The sequence below is a fragment of the Ahrensia sp. 13_GOM-1096m genome, assembly GCF_000620605.1.
GTDB lineage: Bacteria > Pseudomonadota > Alphaproteobacteria > Rhizobiales > Rhizobiaceae > Ahrensia > Ahrensia kielensis.
Genome location: NZ_JIAX01000006.1, coordinates 243,592 through 259,039, shown reverse-complemented (window position 1 = coordinate 259,039; position 15,448 = coordinate 243,592). Strand labels below are relative to the sequence as shown.

15 protein-coding genes and 1 other RNA gene are annotated in these 15,448 nt (G+C 48.1%); 7 read left to right on the top strand and 9 right to left on the bottom strand.

What is annotated here, in order from left to right; genetic code table 11:
- Window positions 1-18: 18 nt before the first annotated feature.
- On the top strand, window positions 19-732 hold the full coding sequence (locus tag N530_RS0101590) for a VIT family protein (protein ID WP_026479258.1): 714 nt from the start codon (window positions 19-21) through the stop codon (window positions 730-732).
- 22 nt (window positions 733-754) lie between these two features.
- On the opposite strand, the gene N530_RS0101585 is transcribed toward N530_RS0101590, so the two are convergent.
- Together N530_RS0101585 and recR are read right to left on the bottom strand one after the other, a co-directional pair.
- Entirely contained in the window at window positions 755-1,981 is a 1,227-nt protein-coding gene (locus tag N530_RS0101585) for a lytic transglycosylase domain-containing protein (protein WP_026479257.1), read from the bottom strand.
- A 74-nt stretch (window positions 1,982-2,055) separates the two neighbouring features.
- Entirely contained in the window at window positions 2,056-2,664 is a 609-nt protein-coding gene (gene recR / locus N530_RS0101580; RefSeq protein WP_018688812.1) for a recombination mediator RecR, read from the bottom strand.
- A 118-nt stretch (window positions 2,665-2,782) separates the two neighbouring features.
- Here recR and N530_RS0101575 point away from each other — a divergent pair, with 118 nt between their 5' ends.
- Window positions 2,783-3,706 (top strand): DMT family transporter, encoded by a 924-nt coding sequence (locus N530_RS0101575; RefSeq protein ID WP_026479256.1) that lies wholly within the window; start codon window positions 2,783-2,785, stop codon window positions 3,704-3,706.
- Here N530_RS0101575 and N530_RS17230 read toward each other — a convergent pair whose 3' ends face one another.
- From N530_RS17230 to ffs, 4 genes are all read right to left on the bottom strand, one after another.
- Window positions 3,707-4,390, bottom strand: a complete 684-nt coding sequence (locus N530_RS17230) for an extensin family protein (protein WP_155851890.1) — start codon at window positions 4,388-4,390, stop codon at window positions 3,707-3,709.
- A 55-nt stretch (window positions 4,391-4,445) separates the two neighbouring features.
- The gene (locus N530_RS0101565) at window positions 4,446-4,769 is read right to left on the bottom strand and encodes a YbaB/EbfC family nucleoid-associated protein (protein ID WP_026479255.1); all 324 of its coding nucleotides are present in this window, start codon (window positions 4,767-4,769) and stop codon (window positions 4,446-4,448) included.
- Window positions 4,770-4,785: 16 nt separating this feature from the next.
- A complete protein-coding gene (locus N530_RS0101560; RefSeq protein ID WP_026479254.1) occupies window positions 4,786-6,621 on the bottom strand; it encodes a DNA polymerase III subunit gamma/tau in 1,836 nt (611 codons plus the stop codon).
- 71 nt (window positions 6,622-6,692) lie between these two features.
- An RNA gene (gene ffs, locus N530_RS18800) (signal recognition particle sRNA small type) lies at window positions 6,693-6,789 on the bottom strand.
- A 190-nt stretch (window positions 6,790-6,979) separates the two neighbouring features.
- Between ffs and N530_RS0101555 the strand changes: the two genes are divergently transcribed.
- Together N530_RS0101555 and nudC are read left to right on the top strand one after the other, a co-directional pair.
- On the top strand, window positions 6,980-7,396 hold the full coding sequence (locus N530_RS0101555; RefSeq protein ID WP_026479253.1) for an HIT domain-containing protein: 417 nt from the start codon (window positions 6,980-6,982) through the stop codon (window positions 7,394-7,396).
- 15 nt (window positions 7,397-7,411) lie between these two features.
- Entirely contained in the window at window positions 7,412-8,359 is a 948-nt protein-coding gene (gene nudC / locus N530_RS0101550; protein WP_026479252.1) for an NAD(+) diphosphatase, read from the top strand.
- Window positions 8,360-8,395: 36 nt separating this feature from the next.
- On the opposite strand, the gene N530_RS0101545 is transcribed toward nudC, so the two are convergent.
- From N530_RS0101545 to N530_RS0101535, 3 genes are all read right to left on the bottom strand, one after another.
- Window positions 8,396-9,085, bottom strand: a complete 690-nt coding sequence (locus tag N530_RS0101545; protein ID WP_026479251.1) for a L,D-transpeptidase — start codon at window positions 9,083-9,085, stop codon at window positions 8,396-8,398.
- A gap of 124 nt (window positions 9,086-9,209) precedes the next feature.
- Entirely contained in the window at window positions 9,210-10,073 is an 864-nt protein-coding gene (locus N530_RS0101540; protein WP_026479250.1) for a prephenate dehydratase, read from the bottom strand.
- Between the two features lies 1 nt (window position 10,074).
- Complete coding sequence (locus tag N530_RS0101535; protein WP_026479249.1) at window positions 10,075-10,809, bottom strand: 3-deoxy-manno-octulosonate cytidylyltransferase; 735 nt, start codon at window positions 10,807-10,809, stop codon at window positions 10,075-10,077.
- 59 nt (window positions 10,810-10,868) lie between these two features.
- Here N530_RS0101535 and N530_RS0101530 point away from each other — a divergent pair, with 59 nt between their 5' ends.
- The 3 genes from N530_RS0101530 (at window position 10,869) to N530_RS0101520 (ending at window position 15,436) form a co-directional block, all read left to right on the top strand.
- Window positions 10,869-11,594: a cytochrome c family protein gene (locus N530_RS0101530; protein ID WP_026479248.1), complete on the top strand. Its 726-nt coding sequence runs from the start codon at window positions 10,869-10,871 to the stop codon at window positions 11,592-11,594.
- Between the two features lie 117 nt (window positions 11,595-11,711).
- Window positions 11,712-13,562 carry an extracellular solute-binding protein gene (locus N530_RS0101525; protein ID WP_026479247.1) on the top strand — a complete coding sequence of 617 codons (1,851 nt, stop codon included), beginning with the start codon at window positions 11,712-11,714 and terminating at the stop codon, window positions 13,560-13,562.
- On the top strand, window positions 13,559-15,436 hold the full coding sequence (locus N530_RS0101520) for an extracellular solute-binding protein (RefSeq protein ID WP_026479246.1): 1,878 nt from the start codon (window positions 13,559-13,561) through the stop codon (window positions 15,434-15,436). The genes N530_RS0101525 and N530_RS0101520 overlap by 4 nt, the downstream gene beginning before the upstream one ends.
- Window positions 15,437-15,448: the final 12 nt, after the last annotated feature.

The window sequence follows — 15,448 nt, the reverse complement described above, 5'->3', positions numbered from 1 at the left end:
TTGAACTAAGCACCGCTCATGTCCCCAGATTTTCCATCCGCTCATCCTGAAGACCCTCATTTTATTTCCCGTAGCGGATGGTTGCGCGCTGCTGTTCTTGGCGCAAATGACGGTATTGTTTCCATATCATCCTTGATCGTCGGCGTTGCTGCAGCAAATGCTGATCGGACCTCGATTCTTATTGCAGGATTAGCTGGGCTGGTTGCGGGTGCCATGTCGATGGCATCGGGTGAATATGTTTCTGTTTCTTCGCAAGCTGATATTGAAAAAGCCGATATTCAGCGGGAAGCCGAAGCGCTTAAAGAAAACCACAAGGAAGAGTTTGACGAGCTTGTCGCGATTTATGAGCTGCGCGGCTTAAAAAGTGAAACGGCTGAACTTGTCGCCCATGAACTCACGGAAGATGATGCCTTGCGCGCTCATATTCGTGATGAACTTGGACTTTCAGAGCACCATTCGGCAAACCCATTGCAGGCAGCATTTGCCTCTGCCTTCACCTTCAGTATGGCGGGTGCACTCCCTCTGCTTGCTGCTTTTCTGGCGCCCACAAGCGCCATTATAACTGCCGTTCTTATTACCACCTTCATCGCCTTGATAACGCTTGGTGCATTGGGCGCAAAATTTGGCGGCGCACCGATTATACCTGCTGCAGTGCGCGTTTTAATTTGGGGTAGCATTGCAATGGCGATTACAGCAGGTGTTGGATGGCTATTTGGCGTTACGATTGCATAACCTCAAGGGTGCCGGATAACCTCTATTTAATCGAGCGGATCAAATCATTGCTTGGAAAACAGGTCGGTTGGCGCTGGTGTGCCGACTCCCAATCGCCGATTGAGCGCCGTGTTTTAAACCCCGGCAAACCGTCCGCACCGCCAACATCCATGCCCATACGTTCAAGATTACGCTGCATCGACGCGATATCAGAGCGCAACATCGAATCCGTTTTGCGCCACCCTGCATTAAAAGCCGCGCTGCCATATTGAATACGGTCGCCCGCATGCCCAACAAAAAGCGCGTAAAGATCACTCTCATTATATTCTTTGATGACATAGAAGTTTGGCGTGACGATAAAGGCTGGTCCAAAACGTCCCGCAGGCATGAGAATTGACCCAAGCTTATTCATCTCAGCGCTCGGAAACGGTTTTCCGTTGACGCGTTTGACGCCTAAGCGTGTCCACTCTGCAAAGGTTTTACGGTTATCTGGCCCTTCCTGCGCACAGGAAATGGCACTGGGAAGCGTGACCTCAAAACCCCAATCGCGGCCTGCCTGCCATCCGAATTTATTTAAATAAGCACCAATTGAACCAAGCGTATCAGGCGTTGAATTCCAGATATCTGCTTTACCGCTTCCATCTATATCAACGGCATATTTCAAATAGGACGACGGCAGAAATTGCGGCTGCCCCAACGCTCCTGCCCAAGATGATTTCATTTGCGAAGGTGTCGCCAAGCCGCGCTCAACCATCTGCAATCCAGCAATCAATTCACCTTGAAACAGTTCAGGCCGCGTTGACATAAAAGCCTTAGTGCCCAGCACTTCGAACGCATCATGGGGAATGGTTACACGGCCAAAGCCAGATTCTCTGCCCCAAATCGCGATTAAAATACGGCCCGGCACACCATATTTGCGCTCAATCGCCTTAATCGTTGTCGCGTTTTGGTTCAAAAGACCACGCCCCGTGGCAACGATGGAGCCCAAATTTCGCTCATTGAAATAGTTCGATGGCTGGGAGAATTCGGCTTGCCTGATTTTCTGAGGCGTACCGCTTGAACCGGGCGTGACAAGCCCTGGTATTTTCTGATTGAGTTTTTTGCCCGCCAGCGCTCGATCAAAAGTGCCGCGCGAAACGCCAGCAGCTTTGGCTTTGGGCCACATTTCGTTTTCTAAAAAGGCGCTGTATTGCGTGTCCAAACTACCGCTTTGCGCATAGGAAAATGCCGGTATCAACAATGTGAATAAAACGGTGATCAAACGCAGCATTAAAAGCCCCTATTTCAAGAATCATAATCATAGCTTACGCAATGGATTCAGGTGCGATCAAGGCAAAGCGGATTTTAAAAAATTGTGCGGCTTCTAAGTGCTGCCGATAATGTACCCTCATCGAGGTAATCAAGCTCGCCGCCCACAGGAACACCATGCGCCAGACGCGTAATCTTTACATCAAGATCTTCAAGCTGCGACGTAATATAATGCGCCGTTGTTTGCCCTTCGACAGTCGCATTGACAGCCAAAATCAACTCTTTGACTTCGCCGCCGACAATACGGTCCACCAATGTCTTAATGTTCAGATCATCAGGGCCAACACCATCGAGCGGGGAAAGTGTTCCGCCTAGAATATGATAACGCACACTCATTTCTGCTGCCCGCTCTAAAGCCCATAGATCAGCAACATCTTCTACGACAATGATTGTAGTACTGTCGCGGCGCGGGTCGGTGCAAATGGAACAAGGATTTTGCGTATCCACATTGGCGCAGACCGAGCAGATTTGAACTTTTTCAGCCGCATCAGCCATTGCACTGGCCAGAGGTGTTAAAAGCTGATCTTTCTTTTTGATCAGATGCAGTGCTGCACGACGTGCCGAGCGAGGTCCAAGCCCTGGCACTTTTGCCAGTAACTGGATCAGTTTTTCAATTTCCGCACCGGCGATTCGTTTTGTTGACATGTGCTAGATTTAGTGCGGGAAACCCAACTTTGAAAGAGACATGACGGGTTGTGCGCATATTTCGGGTGGCAAGTTCTCATAATCACACCTATTGCTTTTGAAACAAAGCGAGAGCCGCATGTCCAAGCCAACCATCAACTCATCCATGACCACAATTGAATGGGTTATGCTTATCACCCTGTCGGTTGTTTTTGGCGGCTCGTTCTTTTTTGTCGGGGTGATTGTGCAAGATATGCCACCCAAAACCATCGTCTTTTTTCGTGTATTGATTGCAGCCCTCGCCTTACATCTTTTCATGCGCGTCACGGGCCGCAAAATGCCTTGGACGGGTACTGCTTGGTTCGCTTTCTTTGCAATGGGGCTGCTGAATAATGTTATTCCGTTTTCGCTCATTGTCTGGGGCCAAACGCAAATTGCATCGGGTGTTGCATCAATCCTTAATGCCACAACCCCGCTATTTACGGTGATGATTGCTCACGCGCTGACAACCGATGAAAAACTAACCGTAACGCGGGTAAGCGGCATCATCGCAGGGTTTATCGGTGTTGCCATCATGATCGGCGGCGGCGCTATTGCGGACGGAGCCGCAACCGCACTTGCACAATTTGCATGTATCGGCGCTGCGATTTCCTACGGCTTTGCAAGCGTATTTGGAAAACGCTTTAAACGCATGGCGATCAGCCCTTATGCCGTAGCAACCGGTCAGGTCACAGCATCCACCATCATGATGTTTCCCATTATGATGCTCTTTGATCAACCGTGGACGCTTTCAATGCCATCCACGCAAAGCATATTTGCGCTATTGGCACTTGGTCTCATATCGTCTGCTTTTGCCTATATTCTGTTTTTTAGTATTCTTGATGGAGCCGGCGCGACTAATCTTTCACTGGTGACATTTCTCGTGCCAGTTAGTGCGATATTCCTCGGTATTGTGTTTTTAGGTGAGATACTTCTGCCAAGACATTTAGCAGGTCTAGGGCTTATCATTGTGGGACTTATTCTCGTTGATGGACGCGTCCTTAAACGCCGCGCTACCGCTTAGCTATTGCGGGAATCGGCACAAACGATATCCACCGCGCCGTTCTGCCACGTCCAAATGCAAATGATCGTCATGAAAAGCATCACTGCCCGGCCCTAGAACTGTTGTGAAATGCAAACAGGCACCAAATCGAACAGCCTTTTGAAATGCCTCCTCATCTGAGCCTTTACGGTCACGCGGCTCAATCTTAATGCTGCTGCCATCACTGAAATCAAAAGCTACAATATCAATCGCATTGCCTGTAGCGTGCTCTGATAATTTGGCGGTTTTTTGATTATTGCGCCCACGGCAAACATAAGTAGAAGCCTGTGAAATGGAGGTGAGCTTTTTATCGCTGTCATATGCACTGACAGCAGGAATGACTGATTTTTCTACCCAGCCAGCTAGCGCTTCAACCGCATTGCAATTCAATGCGGTATCAGGCTTTACCGTAATATTATTAGCCAATGTATCAATTGCAATCGGATAGGCAACACCGCAGGCGCCCTCACCATTTTCAGTCGGCAAAACACGGAATTTGATACCAAGATCAGATAATCGTTTTTCGCAAGCGTAATCGCGTAATGGTTTGATAGCGGCTTCAAATTCTTTTGGTTTTGAAACCGCACCAGAGCCATTCAGCTTGTCGTCTTGTTTTATTGGCCGCTCGTTCGGAATGGGCAATTCTTGCGCCAGACCGAACGGCATTGCAGCCAACAAAAAAGCAAATGCGCTTAATGCGCACAGACGCGTGATAATCAAATCAGAACGGTAATTTCATACCTGGTGGAATTGGCAATCCAGCCGTCATTTCCTTTGTCTTTTCAGCCATGATTGCTTCTACTTTGCCCTTGGCATCAGCGTGGGCAGCAATAATGAGATCTTCCAAGACTTCAGCGTCATGGTCTGCAAATACAGATGGATCAATTTTGATTGCATTCAACTGTCCTTTGCCTGACATCGTCACAGTAACGACACCGCCGCCTGCGCTGCCTTCTGCGGTCAATGTTTCCATTTCCGTTTGCATGTCAGCCATTTTTTGCTGCATTTCTTTGGCCTTGCTCATCAGGCCCATCAAATCTTTCATGTGAAAATTCCTTTATTTAAAAATCTGCCAAATCGTCGGGATCAATCGGTACGTCATCGTCATATGATCCACCGTCATCAAGTATTATATCGTCATCCAATGCGTCAGCGCCAAGGCGTACATCAACAATTTTTGCCCCGGGGAATGCTGCAAGAATACCTGCGATCTGTGGATCACGCGACGCATCAGCTAACATCGCATTGCGCTTGTCGTCTGAAACCTCTTCCAGTGTCGCGCCGCCTTCTTCGTCGCGGCTAACGGAAACAATCCAGCGCGTACCGGTCCATTCGGTCAGTTTACGGCCAAGATCACCGGCAAGTGATTTGGGTGCATCCTCCGTGAGGGTGATCGATAAATTGCCCGGCGCAACGGATACAAGGCGCACGCATTTGCGAATATTCACCTTCATCAAAGGATCGCGATTTTTTTCCGCTAACGCATCAATATCATCCAATGAATTCACGGGCACGGCGGGAGGTGCTGGTTCTGCTTGCGGCTTTTGTTCCGGCTGCGGGTTACTTGCCACCATACGAACAGGCGAAGCTTGCCCCATATTTGCTGTTACAGATGACGCATCACCATTGGACGGCATGCTGCTTTGTCCCACGGCATGCGCCATGGAATGACCACCTGATGTGTTCGAACCTGCCATTGCATTTGGTTGCGGCGCGCTCTGGCTAGGCGCGCCATCAAGCTTTTTTAGCGCATCATCCAGTGTTGGCATGGTGGAAGCATGGGCCAGCCGAATAAGAACCATTTCTGCTGCGGCCACAGGGCGCGGTGCGCTTTGTGTCTCCGGTATGCCTTTTAAGAGCATCTGCCACGTACGTGCCAAAACACTGACTGCAATCTTTTCGGAAAATGCCAAGCCGCGTTCTTTTTCATCCGGCGACAAGGATGGATCATTGGCAGCAGCGCCTGGTACAAAACGCAAGCGCGTCACCAGATGCGTAAACTCGGCCAAATCCGTCAAAATAACGGCCGGATCAGCACCGACATCATATTGAGATCGAAACTCGGCCAATGCTTCCGTGATACGGCCAGCCATAAGATGCTCAAACAAATCAACAATACGGGTACGGTCAGCTAAGCCGAGCATTGAGCGCACAGTACTTGCATCGACCTTGCCTGAGCTATGGGCAATGGCCTGATCAAGAATAGAAAGCGCATCACGCACGGAGCCTTCTGACGCACGCGCAACCATCGCCAGCGATGCTTCGTCAGCCTCAACCCCTTCTTGCTGAATAATCGACGCCAGATGCGCAACCATTTCGGCTGTTTCAACACGGCGCAGATCAAAACGCTGACAGCGAGACAGAACGGTAATAGGTACTTTTCGGATTTCCGTCGTTGCAAAGATGAACTTTGCATGGGGCGGCGGCTCTTCCAGTGTCTTTAAAAGCGCATTGAACGCTTTGTCCGACAGCATGTGAATCTCGTCAATGATATAGACTTTATAACGTGCAGAAACGGGCGCATAGCGCACGCCATCAATGATCTGCTTAATGTCTTCAATGCCTGTGTGCGAGGCAGCGTCCATCTCGATAATATCGACATGCCGCCCTTCCATGATCGCTTGGCAATCGACGCCGGGCGTCGAAAGATCAACACTTGGTTGATCGATAAGATCGGTTTTATAATTAAGCGCTCGCGCCAAAATTCGCGCAGTCGTCGTCTTGCCCACACCGCGAACGCCAGTCAGCATCCACGCTTGAGCAATTCGTCCTGTTTGAAACGCATTGGTGAGTGTACGCACCATCGGCTCTTGGCCAATGAGTGAGGTAAAATCACTTGGGCGATATTTACGGGCAAGAACGCGATACGGCGTCGCTTTTTCAGGTGCATTATTCATGGCAGCTTTGTAACGCGAAATGCGATCAAGTGACGAGTCTTGAATTTATTAATCTGCAAGAAATTTGGAAGGTGGAAGGCTGGACCGGTGACCCGCGTCGAATTCGTTAGGGCTGCTTCCTTCCGGACCTGACCCGGTTGGCGAGTGACACGTCCACAGCCAACCTTCCAAGGCCCATATCGGACTTTCAGACATAAAATGCAAGCATCAATAGAGTTTTTGATCGTTTTCAGCAGCCATAAATGCAGTGGCGCCTGCTTTCCGTATCCGTTGTGCAGGCAATTTGTGCTACATTTAATTTTAACAAATGCGTATTTATCTTAGTCGCAACAACTTTACGCGCTCAAAGGATAATCAAATGGCAGATTTTAAACTGGATTCAAGATTGAGCGCCGACACGATGGAAATCGGCGAGAGCGGCTTATGTCGGTTATTACTGATGAATGATTCGCGCTTTCCTTGGCTTATTATGGTGCCACGCCGTCATGATATAACCGAAATGCATGAACTAACGCCGCTTGATCAAACGATGTTAACATTTGAAATCGCTCAAATATCCGAATTGCTAAAAGACATCACCGGATGCAAGAAAATCAATATCGGTGCGCTTGGCAATATGGTGCCGCAGCTTCATATCCACATTATAGGCCGTAATGAAGGTGATGCAGCCTGGCCAGGCCCTGTTTGGGGTTCCGGAAAAGCAGTTCCTTATGATAAAGAACCATTGAAATCTTTCATCGAACGCTTCTCGTCTGCGTTACAGCAAGTAAGCTAATCAAGCCGGACACATATGACCTTCTCACTATTTGACGCCCCCTATCCTGAATATTCCGCAGGCTGTGCATTTACGGGCAACCCGTTAAACCGTTTTTCCGAACGCCGAACACAAAACTGCGTCGCTGAAGCGCTTGCTGCGCGCGGCGCAAAATTACTGGTTGTCGCCTACGGTAAGGTTCTCTTAAAAAAAGAAGAGAACAATCTCAATGCAATCTTCACACCACAAGAACTGAAAGCCGCTCAGGTTGATGAAAGCAATATTGTCTTATTGGGGTGGGATGAAAAAGGTCTGCCTTGGCTCATTGCGCCGTCAGATTTCACTGAAGAAAATCTATCTGATGACTTTGAAGCAATCGATTTTCGCTCTGTTTATATTCAAGGACTGCTTGAAGAGGCACAACTTGGAATGTTGGCACAAGGCGGTGCGCTTTTAAGTTGGCACAAAAGCCATGCGTTTTGTTCACGCTGCGGGACAGCAAGCGACATGCGCGATGGCGGGTATAAACGTGTCTGCCCTAATTGCGGTGCAGAGCATTTTCCCCGCACTGATCCCGTTGTGATCATGTTGACGGTTTCGCAGAACAACAAAAAGTGTCTGCTCGGCCGCAGCCCGCATTTTGCGCAAGGCGTTTATTCATGTCTGGCAGGTTTTGTTGAACCGGGTGAAACAATCGAAATGGCCATGCGACGCGAAACCAAAGAAGAGACCAATATCGACGTGGAGCGTGTTTCATATCACGCAAGTCAGCCTTGGCCGTTTCCCTATACAATGATGATCGGCTGTTATGGTGTGGCAGCTTCAGAAAGCATTATTGTGGACGATGAGCTGGAAGATGCACGCTGGTTTTCACGCGATGAGGTTCGCCAAATTGCGAACGGCACACATCCTGATGGTTTTATTATGCCGCCAAAGGGCGCAATTGCCAGCAATCTTGTCCTACACTGGCTTAATTCGGCTTGATGCGCTTAAAAAAGCGCATCAAGTAATCCAATTGTATCAGGCAACGATGAGCGTTGAACCACTTTTGACGCGATCATAAAGATCGACAATATCCTGATTCATTAAGCGTACACAGCCGCTGGAAACAGCTTTGCCAATTGTCCAATATTCTGGAGACCCATGGATCCGGTAAAGCGTGTCTTTTCCGCCTTGGAAAATATAAAGGGCGCGCGCACCTAGTGGATTATCAATACCAGGCTGCATACCACCATTAGCGGCGCTATATTTTTCCAACTCTGGTTGGCGGCCAATCATCTCTGTTGGCGGCGTCCATTTAGGCCAAGCTTGTTTCCATTGAATTTTACCGCGGCCAGACCAAGTGAAACCTTGGCGACCCAAACCAACGCCGTAGCGCATCGCACGGTCATTCGGCATGACCAAATATAAGTAGAAACCTGTCGTATCAACAATAATGGTTCCAACAGGATGCGGTGACACATAATCAATCTCACGGCGCCAATAACGCTGCGGTACTTTCTTCAAGTCAACCGCAGGAATTGGAAACTGCTCATTTGGTTTAGGACCATAAGCCAATGCATAATCTTGAGGAATTGCTGGCTCAGCCGGTTTCGTTGGCAATGACGAAAATGCCGAATCGTTAAGCGATGTACAGCCTGTTGCAGCAATACCCATAAGGCCAACTGAACCGGTCACAAAACTACGGCGCGTAATTGTGTTATTTTTCATTTCAATCCCTATAAAAGCGCAAAATGCTTTTTGATACGCCCTATAAAATGAGCTAAATTAAGTTATGCGATATGAAGGTATTTGACCTTGAAATCAAACCAACGACATTCACGAATGCGTGACTTTATGTATTGTTTTGATCGATACGAAACTGTGCTGCAGGATATACTCCCAAAACGTTAAACATATCTGTAAAAAATCCGAGCTCTTCAAAAGCTAGCTTTACATTGGGGTCTTCAGGGTGACCTTCAATATCGGCGTAGAACTGCGTTGCCGTAAATTGGCCACCGATCTGGTAACTTTCAAGCTTTGTCATGTTGATACCATTTGTCGCAAAGCCGCCCATCGCTTTATACAAAGCTGCAGGAATATTTCGAACACGAAACACAAATGTCGTCATAACAAGCTCGCCTGCTGATTTGCGTTCATAGTTTTGAGGCGTTTTTGAAAGCACCACAAAACGGGTGACATTATTGTCCGTGTCTTCAACATTCTTTTTCAAAATCTCAAGCCCATAGAGCTCGGCGGCAAGATATGGCGACAAAGCCGCCATTGAAGGATTGCCTGTTTCTGCAACCATTTTGGCAGCGCCAGCTGTATCTCCCGCCACAACCGCTTTCCATCCATGTTCGCGCACAATATTTCGGCACTGTCCAATGCCATGAATATGGGTATGCACGGATTTTATTTGGCTAATGTCTGTGCCTGGCAGCACCATTAAATGGAAATGAATGGGTAGAAAATATTCGCCAATAATATGCAGGCCTGACTGGGGCAACAAATGATGAATATCAGCCACACGACCGGCCAACGTATTTTCAATCGGGATCATGGCAAGCGCTGCCTGGCCGCTATCAACAGCATTAAACGCATCTTCGAATGTTGCACATGGCAAGGGCGTCATGTCCGGAAACATATTGCGTGACGCCGTATCCGAATTTGCACCCGCTTCGCCTTGGAACGAGATGAGCTTGTTTTGGTCGTTCATTTTAGTTTCCAGTATTATGCGAAAGGATACCGCGCGCTTTTTCGAGATCAGGCGGTGTATCAACGCCCAGCGGCACAGTGTCAATGATTGCGGCATGGATCGTCATGCCATCTTCAAGTGCGCGTAATTGCTCTAAGCTTTCACGCTTTTCAAGCGTTGAAGGCTTTAACGATACAAACCGTTCCAATGCTGCGCGCCGATAAGCATAAAGACCAATATGATGATATAGCGGTCCCTCCCCATAAGGAGCGGTTGCGCGGCTGAAATATAATGCCCGCAATAGATTTTCACCAATTGGCGAGCCTATTATCTTGACCACATTGGGGTTCGTCTTTTCATCCGAATCGGTAATTTCCACACCCAAAGTCGAAATATCACACTTATTATTGTCAAGCGGCGCTAAAACAGCGCGAATATCGGCAGGTGCGATTGTCGGCAAATCGCCTTGAACATTGATGATCGTATCAAAATCACCACCAACATTTGTAAAGGCTTCAAATATGCGGTCCGAACCGGATTGATGATCTGCGCTTGTCATTACGGCATTATAACCATGATCGCGCGCAGCCTCTAAAACCTCTGCAGTATCTGTTGCGATCAGAACGTCCCCGCAATCAGCCTCTTGGGCGCGATCTGCAACCTGAATGATCATTGGTTTGCCTGCAATATCGGCCATTGGTTTGCCTGGCAAACGGGTTGAGGCCATTCGTGCAGGTATAATTATAATCGGTTTCATAAGCGTCCATCTTTAGAAGTGGCAAAAAGTCTCATCGTAAGACGTCTTATAGGTGTTGCATGGCGGACGTAAAAGACATAGTTTCCGGCCAAATTAAAGAACCGCATTGCGGCAAATTCAAATATACGGTGACGAAATCCATGGAATCCATGAAAACAACGATGTATGCAGGCGCATTTTTGGCCGCCGCGGTTTTGATTATGACGCTTAGCATCCTTAGTGATGCGCTCTTCCACTCAGAAACACCCGAACAATTCGGCTATGCCATTGAAGCTGCCGAAGGTTCTGCCCCTGCTGCAGGCGCAGAAGAAGACGCAGACGTTCCTGACATTTCTGCCCTACTTGCAAGTGCTGATCTTGCTGCAGGCGAAACTGCATTTAAAAAATGTGCGGCTTGCCACACAATCGAAGAAGGCGGCGCGGATAAAATCGGCCCTCACCTCTTTGGTGTTCTAGGCCGAGACATCGCCAGCGCATCAGGCTTTAAATATTCGTCTGCAATGACAACATATGGCGAAGGCAAGCAGTGGACATTTGAAGAGATGAACGGCTTTATCTACAAGCCAAAAGACTGGATCAAAGGCACAGCAATGGGCTTTGCAGGCATGAAGAAAGATCAAGACCGTGCAAATCTTCTCGCTTACATGAACCAGCAGAATGCAAGCCCTCTTGATCTGCCATCTCCTGAGGCTGCGGCCGAGGAAGAAGCAGCCCCTGAAGCTGCTGCTGAGGAGACTTCTGAGGAAGCTGCACCAGCTGAGAGCGAAGCTGAAAAAACTGAATAATCTGTCACAATTGTGATCTTAAAAGCCCGGTTCTGCCGGGCTTTTTTAGTTTTTGCACTTTGAATTGACGCATTTACGTCTATTTTCCTCTAATACGTTCCAATGGGAGAATTAACGATGAAGTGTTTTGTTGTGCCTATTGCAGTGATTGCGCTTATCGCGCCGCTGCCAGCTTCTTTTGCGCAAGAAGCAAGTGGATGGGTAACAACCGATTCTCTCATTGCGACCAGCAAGTATGCTGATAATTTTCCCCATTATGATCATGCCAATCCTGACGCGCCGAAAGGTGGAACAGTTAATCTGCCAGCGCTTGGCACCTATGACAGCTTCAATCCCTATATATTAAAGGGAAATCCTGCAGCCGGCTTTGCATCAGGCGGGTTTGGCGGTGGTTTGCTTTATGACACGCTCCGCGCTCAATCGGTTGATGAACCATCAACGAGCCATCCGCTGATTTCAGAATCATTTACCTACCCAGAAGACGACTCGTTTGCGATTTACCGTTTGAACAAAGCGGCTAAATGGCATGATGGAGAACCAATCACATCTCAGGATGTTGTGTGGACATTCGAAGTTCTCAAGAAATACAATCAGCTATATCGCGAATATTACAAGAACGTCGTCTCAGCAGAAATCGTCAATGAGACTGATATAAAATTCAGCTTTGATGAGAAGAATAATCGCGAACTGCCTAATATTTTGGGTGACATGCCCGTTTTACCGCAGCATTGGTGGGAAGGGACAGACGCTAACGGCAACAAGCGTGACATTTCAAAGTCCACCCTAGAGCCACCTTTGGGATCTGGCCCTTATAAAATCGCGTCCTTTGACCCTGGGGTCTTTATTCAGTGGGAACGGGTCAAAGATTACTGGGCCGCAGACCTGCCCGTTAATAAGGGCCGCAATAATTTTGATCGTTTTAACTACACCTATTTTCTTGATTCGACCCCCATTTGGGAAGCGTTTAAAAAAGGTGGCATTCAGGATATTCACACTGAAACGAGTTCGCAGCGCTGGGCAAATGAATATACTTTTCCTGCGTTTAAAGAGGGAAAAGTAAAAAAGCGCACATTCCCAACCACGGGCTCAAAACCCATGCAGGGGTTTGCGATGAATATGCGCCGCGACAAATTTAAAGATGTGCGCGTGCGAAAAGCGCTTTCTTATCTGTTTGATTTTGAATCCATAAACAGACTGCAACTCTCTGGCCTTAGAACACGCACTGACAGCTATTTTGAAGGTGGCGAGCTGCAATCCAGCGGCATACCCGAAGGCCGTGAATTGAGTATATTGCAGGAGTTTAGCGATCAACTGCCTGAAGCTTTATTTACAGCCCCTTTTGAAAACCCAGTTGGCGGCGACAGAGCTAAAAACCGTGACAATCAACGCCTTGCAGCCCAGCTTATGCGCGAAGCGGGTTGGGAGCCACGCAATGGCACTTGGACGAATATTGAAACTGGCGAGCCTTTCAGCATAGAAATTTTAGGCGGCTCACCCGTTACAAACATTATCGCCGGGCAATTTACACAAGATATGCGTAAATTTGGTATCGATGCCAGCATCCGCATTGTCGATGCCAGCCAGTATGTTTCGCGCCTTGAAGATTTCAACTTCGATATAACGACGGTGCAACTTGCCCAATCATTATCTCCAGGAAATGAGCAGCGCGATTTTTGGTCATCAACAGCCGCAGATAAACCTGATTCACGCAATATGTCAGGCATTAAAAATCCGGTTGTCGACGCCTTGGTGGACAAGATCATTTTTGCTGAAAACCGCGATGAACTTATCGCATTAACACATGCGCTTGATCGTGTTTTGCTATGGAATTATTATTATATTCCGCAATGGCATTCGCCAGAAGAATGGCTTGCATGGTGGGACAAGTTTGATTTTGTCGACAAGCAGCCGACCTATTCTGGTGTCGACACTTCTTCATGGTGGATAAAGCCAGAAAGCCGCAAATGATTATCGATCGCCGCCGCTTTTTAGCCATGACCAGTGCAGTAATAGCTGGCGCTGCTGGATTGCCAAAACTTTCATATGCGCAGAACCCATCCGGTAAGCCACTACATGGTCTGTCGGCTTTTGGAGATTTAAAATACCTCCAAGGGTTTTCGCATTTTGACTATGCGTCACCAGACGCGCCAACCGGCGGCACATTCGCTTTTCAACCTGCTTATTGGTACTTTAACCAGAACGTGCAGACCTTCAACACGCTCAATAGTTTTGTGCGAAAAGGTGACGCGCCGCCGCGCATGGAAATGTGCTTTGATGCGCTAGTCGTTTCATCACATGACGAACCTGATGCTGTTTATTGCCATTTGGCCGAAAGCGTTGTGATTTCAGATGATCGAAACAGCTTCACTTTCAAGATACGTGATATTGCACATTGGCACGATGGTTCGCCTATTACGGCCGAGGACGTGGCGTTCTCCTTTAAAACCATCAAAGAACAAGGCCATCCAGAGCTTTCGTTGCCGCTGGCTCCTTTAAAAGAAGCCCGCATTGATGATCCAATGACCATTACGCTGGTCTTTGACGGCAGCCTAGCTGCACAAGATATTTTGTCTATCGCAGGCTTACCAATCATCTCTAAAGCTTGGTACACAGACAATGTTTTTGATGCATCAACGCTAACGCCGCCATTGGCATCAGGGCCCTACAAAGTCGGGCGAATGAATCCGGGCGTCTATATCGAATATGAGCGTGTCGATGATTATTGGGCCAAAGAGCTTGGCACAGCTAAGGGCTTCAATCATTTCCAAACGATCCGCATAGATTTTTTCAAAGAGCGACAGGCTGGATTTGAAGCTTTCAAAAAAGGCGCCACCACGTTTAGACAAGAGTTCACTTCGAAGAGTTGGGCGACAGAATATGATTTTCCAGCCATACAAGATGGCCGCGTAATCAAAGCGCATTTTGACGCTGAAAAACGACCTCGCATGCAGGCTTGGTGTCTCAATATGAGACGCGAACGCTTTAAAGATAAAAGGGTGCGCGATGCGATTGCGCAATGTTTTGACTTTGAATGGACCAATAGAAATCTATTCTATGGTTTAAATGAACGCTCGCACTCGATTTTTGCTGGCTCTCAATATGAAGCGGCAGGCACACCGGATGCAGCGGAAACAGATTTACTTAAAAAACTAAGCGTTGATCATGAATTGCCTGAAGGCATTTATGATGACGCCTACCGGCAACCAGCATCAGATGGTTCTGGCCGCGACAGAAACAAACTGCGCGGCGCATCCAAATTACTGGCGGATGCTGGGTGGAAACCAGGCGACAAAGGCTATTTGCGCAATGCCAAAGGCGAGACACTGGATTTAGAGTTCCTCATTTCCGCCTCGGTTTTTGAACGCATCTATGGGCCTTTTGTTGAAACCATGCGCGCTGTTGGCATCAACGCGTCACTGCGGCTTGTGGACCCTGCCCAATACCAAGCACGGACAAGCAGTTTTGATTTTGACATGGCAGGATTAGCTCTTGGCTGGTCGCCAACACCGACGGCAAGCGACCTTGATACGATTTTAGGGTCAAAATCGGCAGAAATAGAAGGCACCCGAAACTGGCCTGCTCTCACAAATCCGCTGGTGGATGCTATTATTTACGAAATTGGGGCCGCAGAAACGCGAGAAAGACACGAAACAAGCATGAGAGTGCTCGATAGGGTCTTGCGGCTGACGCGCGAATGGATTCCAAATTGGAGATCAGCGAATCACCGCGTTGCCTATTGGGATATATTTGGCTTTAAAGAACCAAAACCTGATTATTTTTGGCAGGTGGAAGCGCTCTGGTGGATTGACAAGGAAAAGGCTGACAAGCTTGGCAAGGGTTAAAAGCACAGACAT

Coding starts and splice junctions, on each gene's coding strand:
- N530_RS0101555 (WP_026479253.1), top strand. CDS start 6,980: ATGGCAGATTTTAAACTGGATTCAAGATTGAGCGCCGACACGATGGAA.
- N530_RS0101520 (WP_026479246.1), top strand. CDS start 13,559: ATGATTATCGATCGCCGCCGCTTTTTAGCCATGACCAGTGCAGTAATA.
- N530_RS0101535 (WP_026479249.1), bottom strand. CDS start 10,809: ATGAAACCGATTATAATTATACCTGCACGAATGGCCTCAACCCGTTTG.
- recR (WP_018688812.1), bottom strand. CDS start 2,664: ATGTCAACAAAACGAATCGCCGGTGCGGAAATTGAAAAACTGATCCAG.
- N530_RS0101565 (WP_026479255.1), bottom strand. CDS start 4,769: ATGAAAGATTTGATGGGCCTGATGAGCAAGGCCAAAGAAATGCAGCAA.
- N530_RS0101525 (WP_026479247.1), top strand. CDS start 11,712: ATGAAGTGTTTTGTTGTGCCTATTGCAGTGATTGCGCTTATCGCGCCG.
- nudC (WP_026479252.1), top strand. CDS start 7,412: ATGACCTTCTCACTATTTGACGCCCCCTATCCTGAATATTCCGCAGGC.
- N530_RS0101530 (WP_026479248.1), top strand. CDS start 10,869: ATGGCGGACGTAAAAGACATAGTTTCCGGCCAAATTAAAGAACCGCAT.
- N530_RS0101545 (WP_026479251.1), bottom strand. CDS start 9,085: ATGAAAAATAACACAATTACGCGCCGTAGTTTTGTGACCGGTTCAGTT.
- N530_RS0101590 (WP_026479258.1), top strand. CDS start 19: ATGTCCCCAGATTTTCCATCCGCTCATCCTGAAGACCCTCATTTTATT.
- N530_RS0101540 (WP_026479250.1), bottom strand. CDS start 10,073: ATGAACGACCAAAACAAGCTCATCTCGTTCCAAGGCGAAGCGGGTGCA.
- N530_RS0101585 (WP_026479257.1), bottom strand. CDS start 1,981: ATGCTGCGTTTGATCACCGTTTTATTCACATTGTTGATACCGGCATTT.
- N530_RS17230 (WP_155851890.1), bottom strand. CDS start 4,390: ATGCCGTTCGGTCTGGCGCAAGAATTGCCCATTCCGAACGAGCGGCCA.
- N530_RS0101560 (WP_026479254.1), bottom strand. CDS start 6,621: ATGAATAATGCACCTGAAAAAGCGACGCCGTATCGCGTTCTTGCCCGT.
- N530_RS0101575 (WP_026479256.1), top strand. CDS start 2,783: ATGTCCAAGCCAACCATCAACTCATCCATGACCACAATTGAATGGGTT.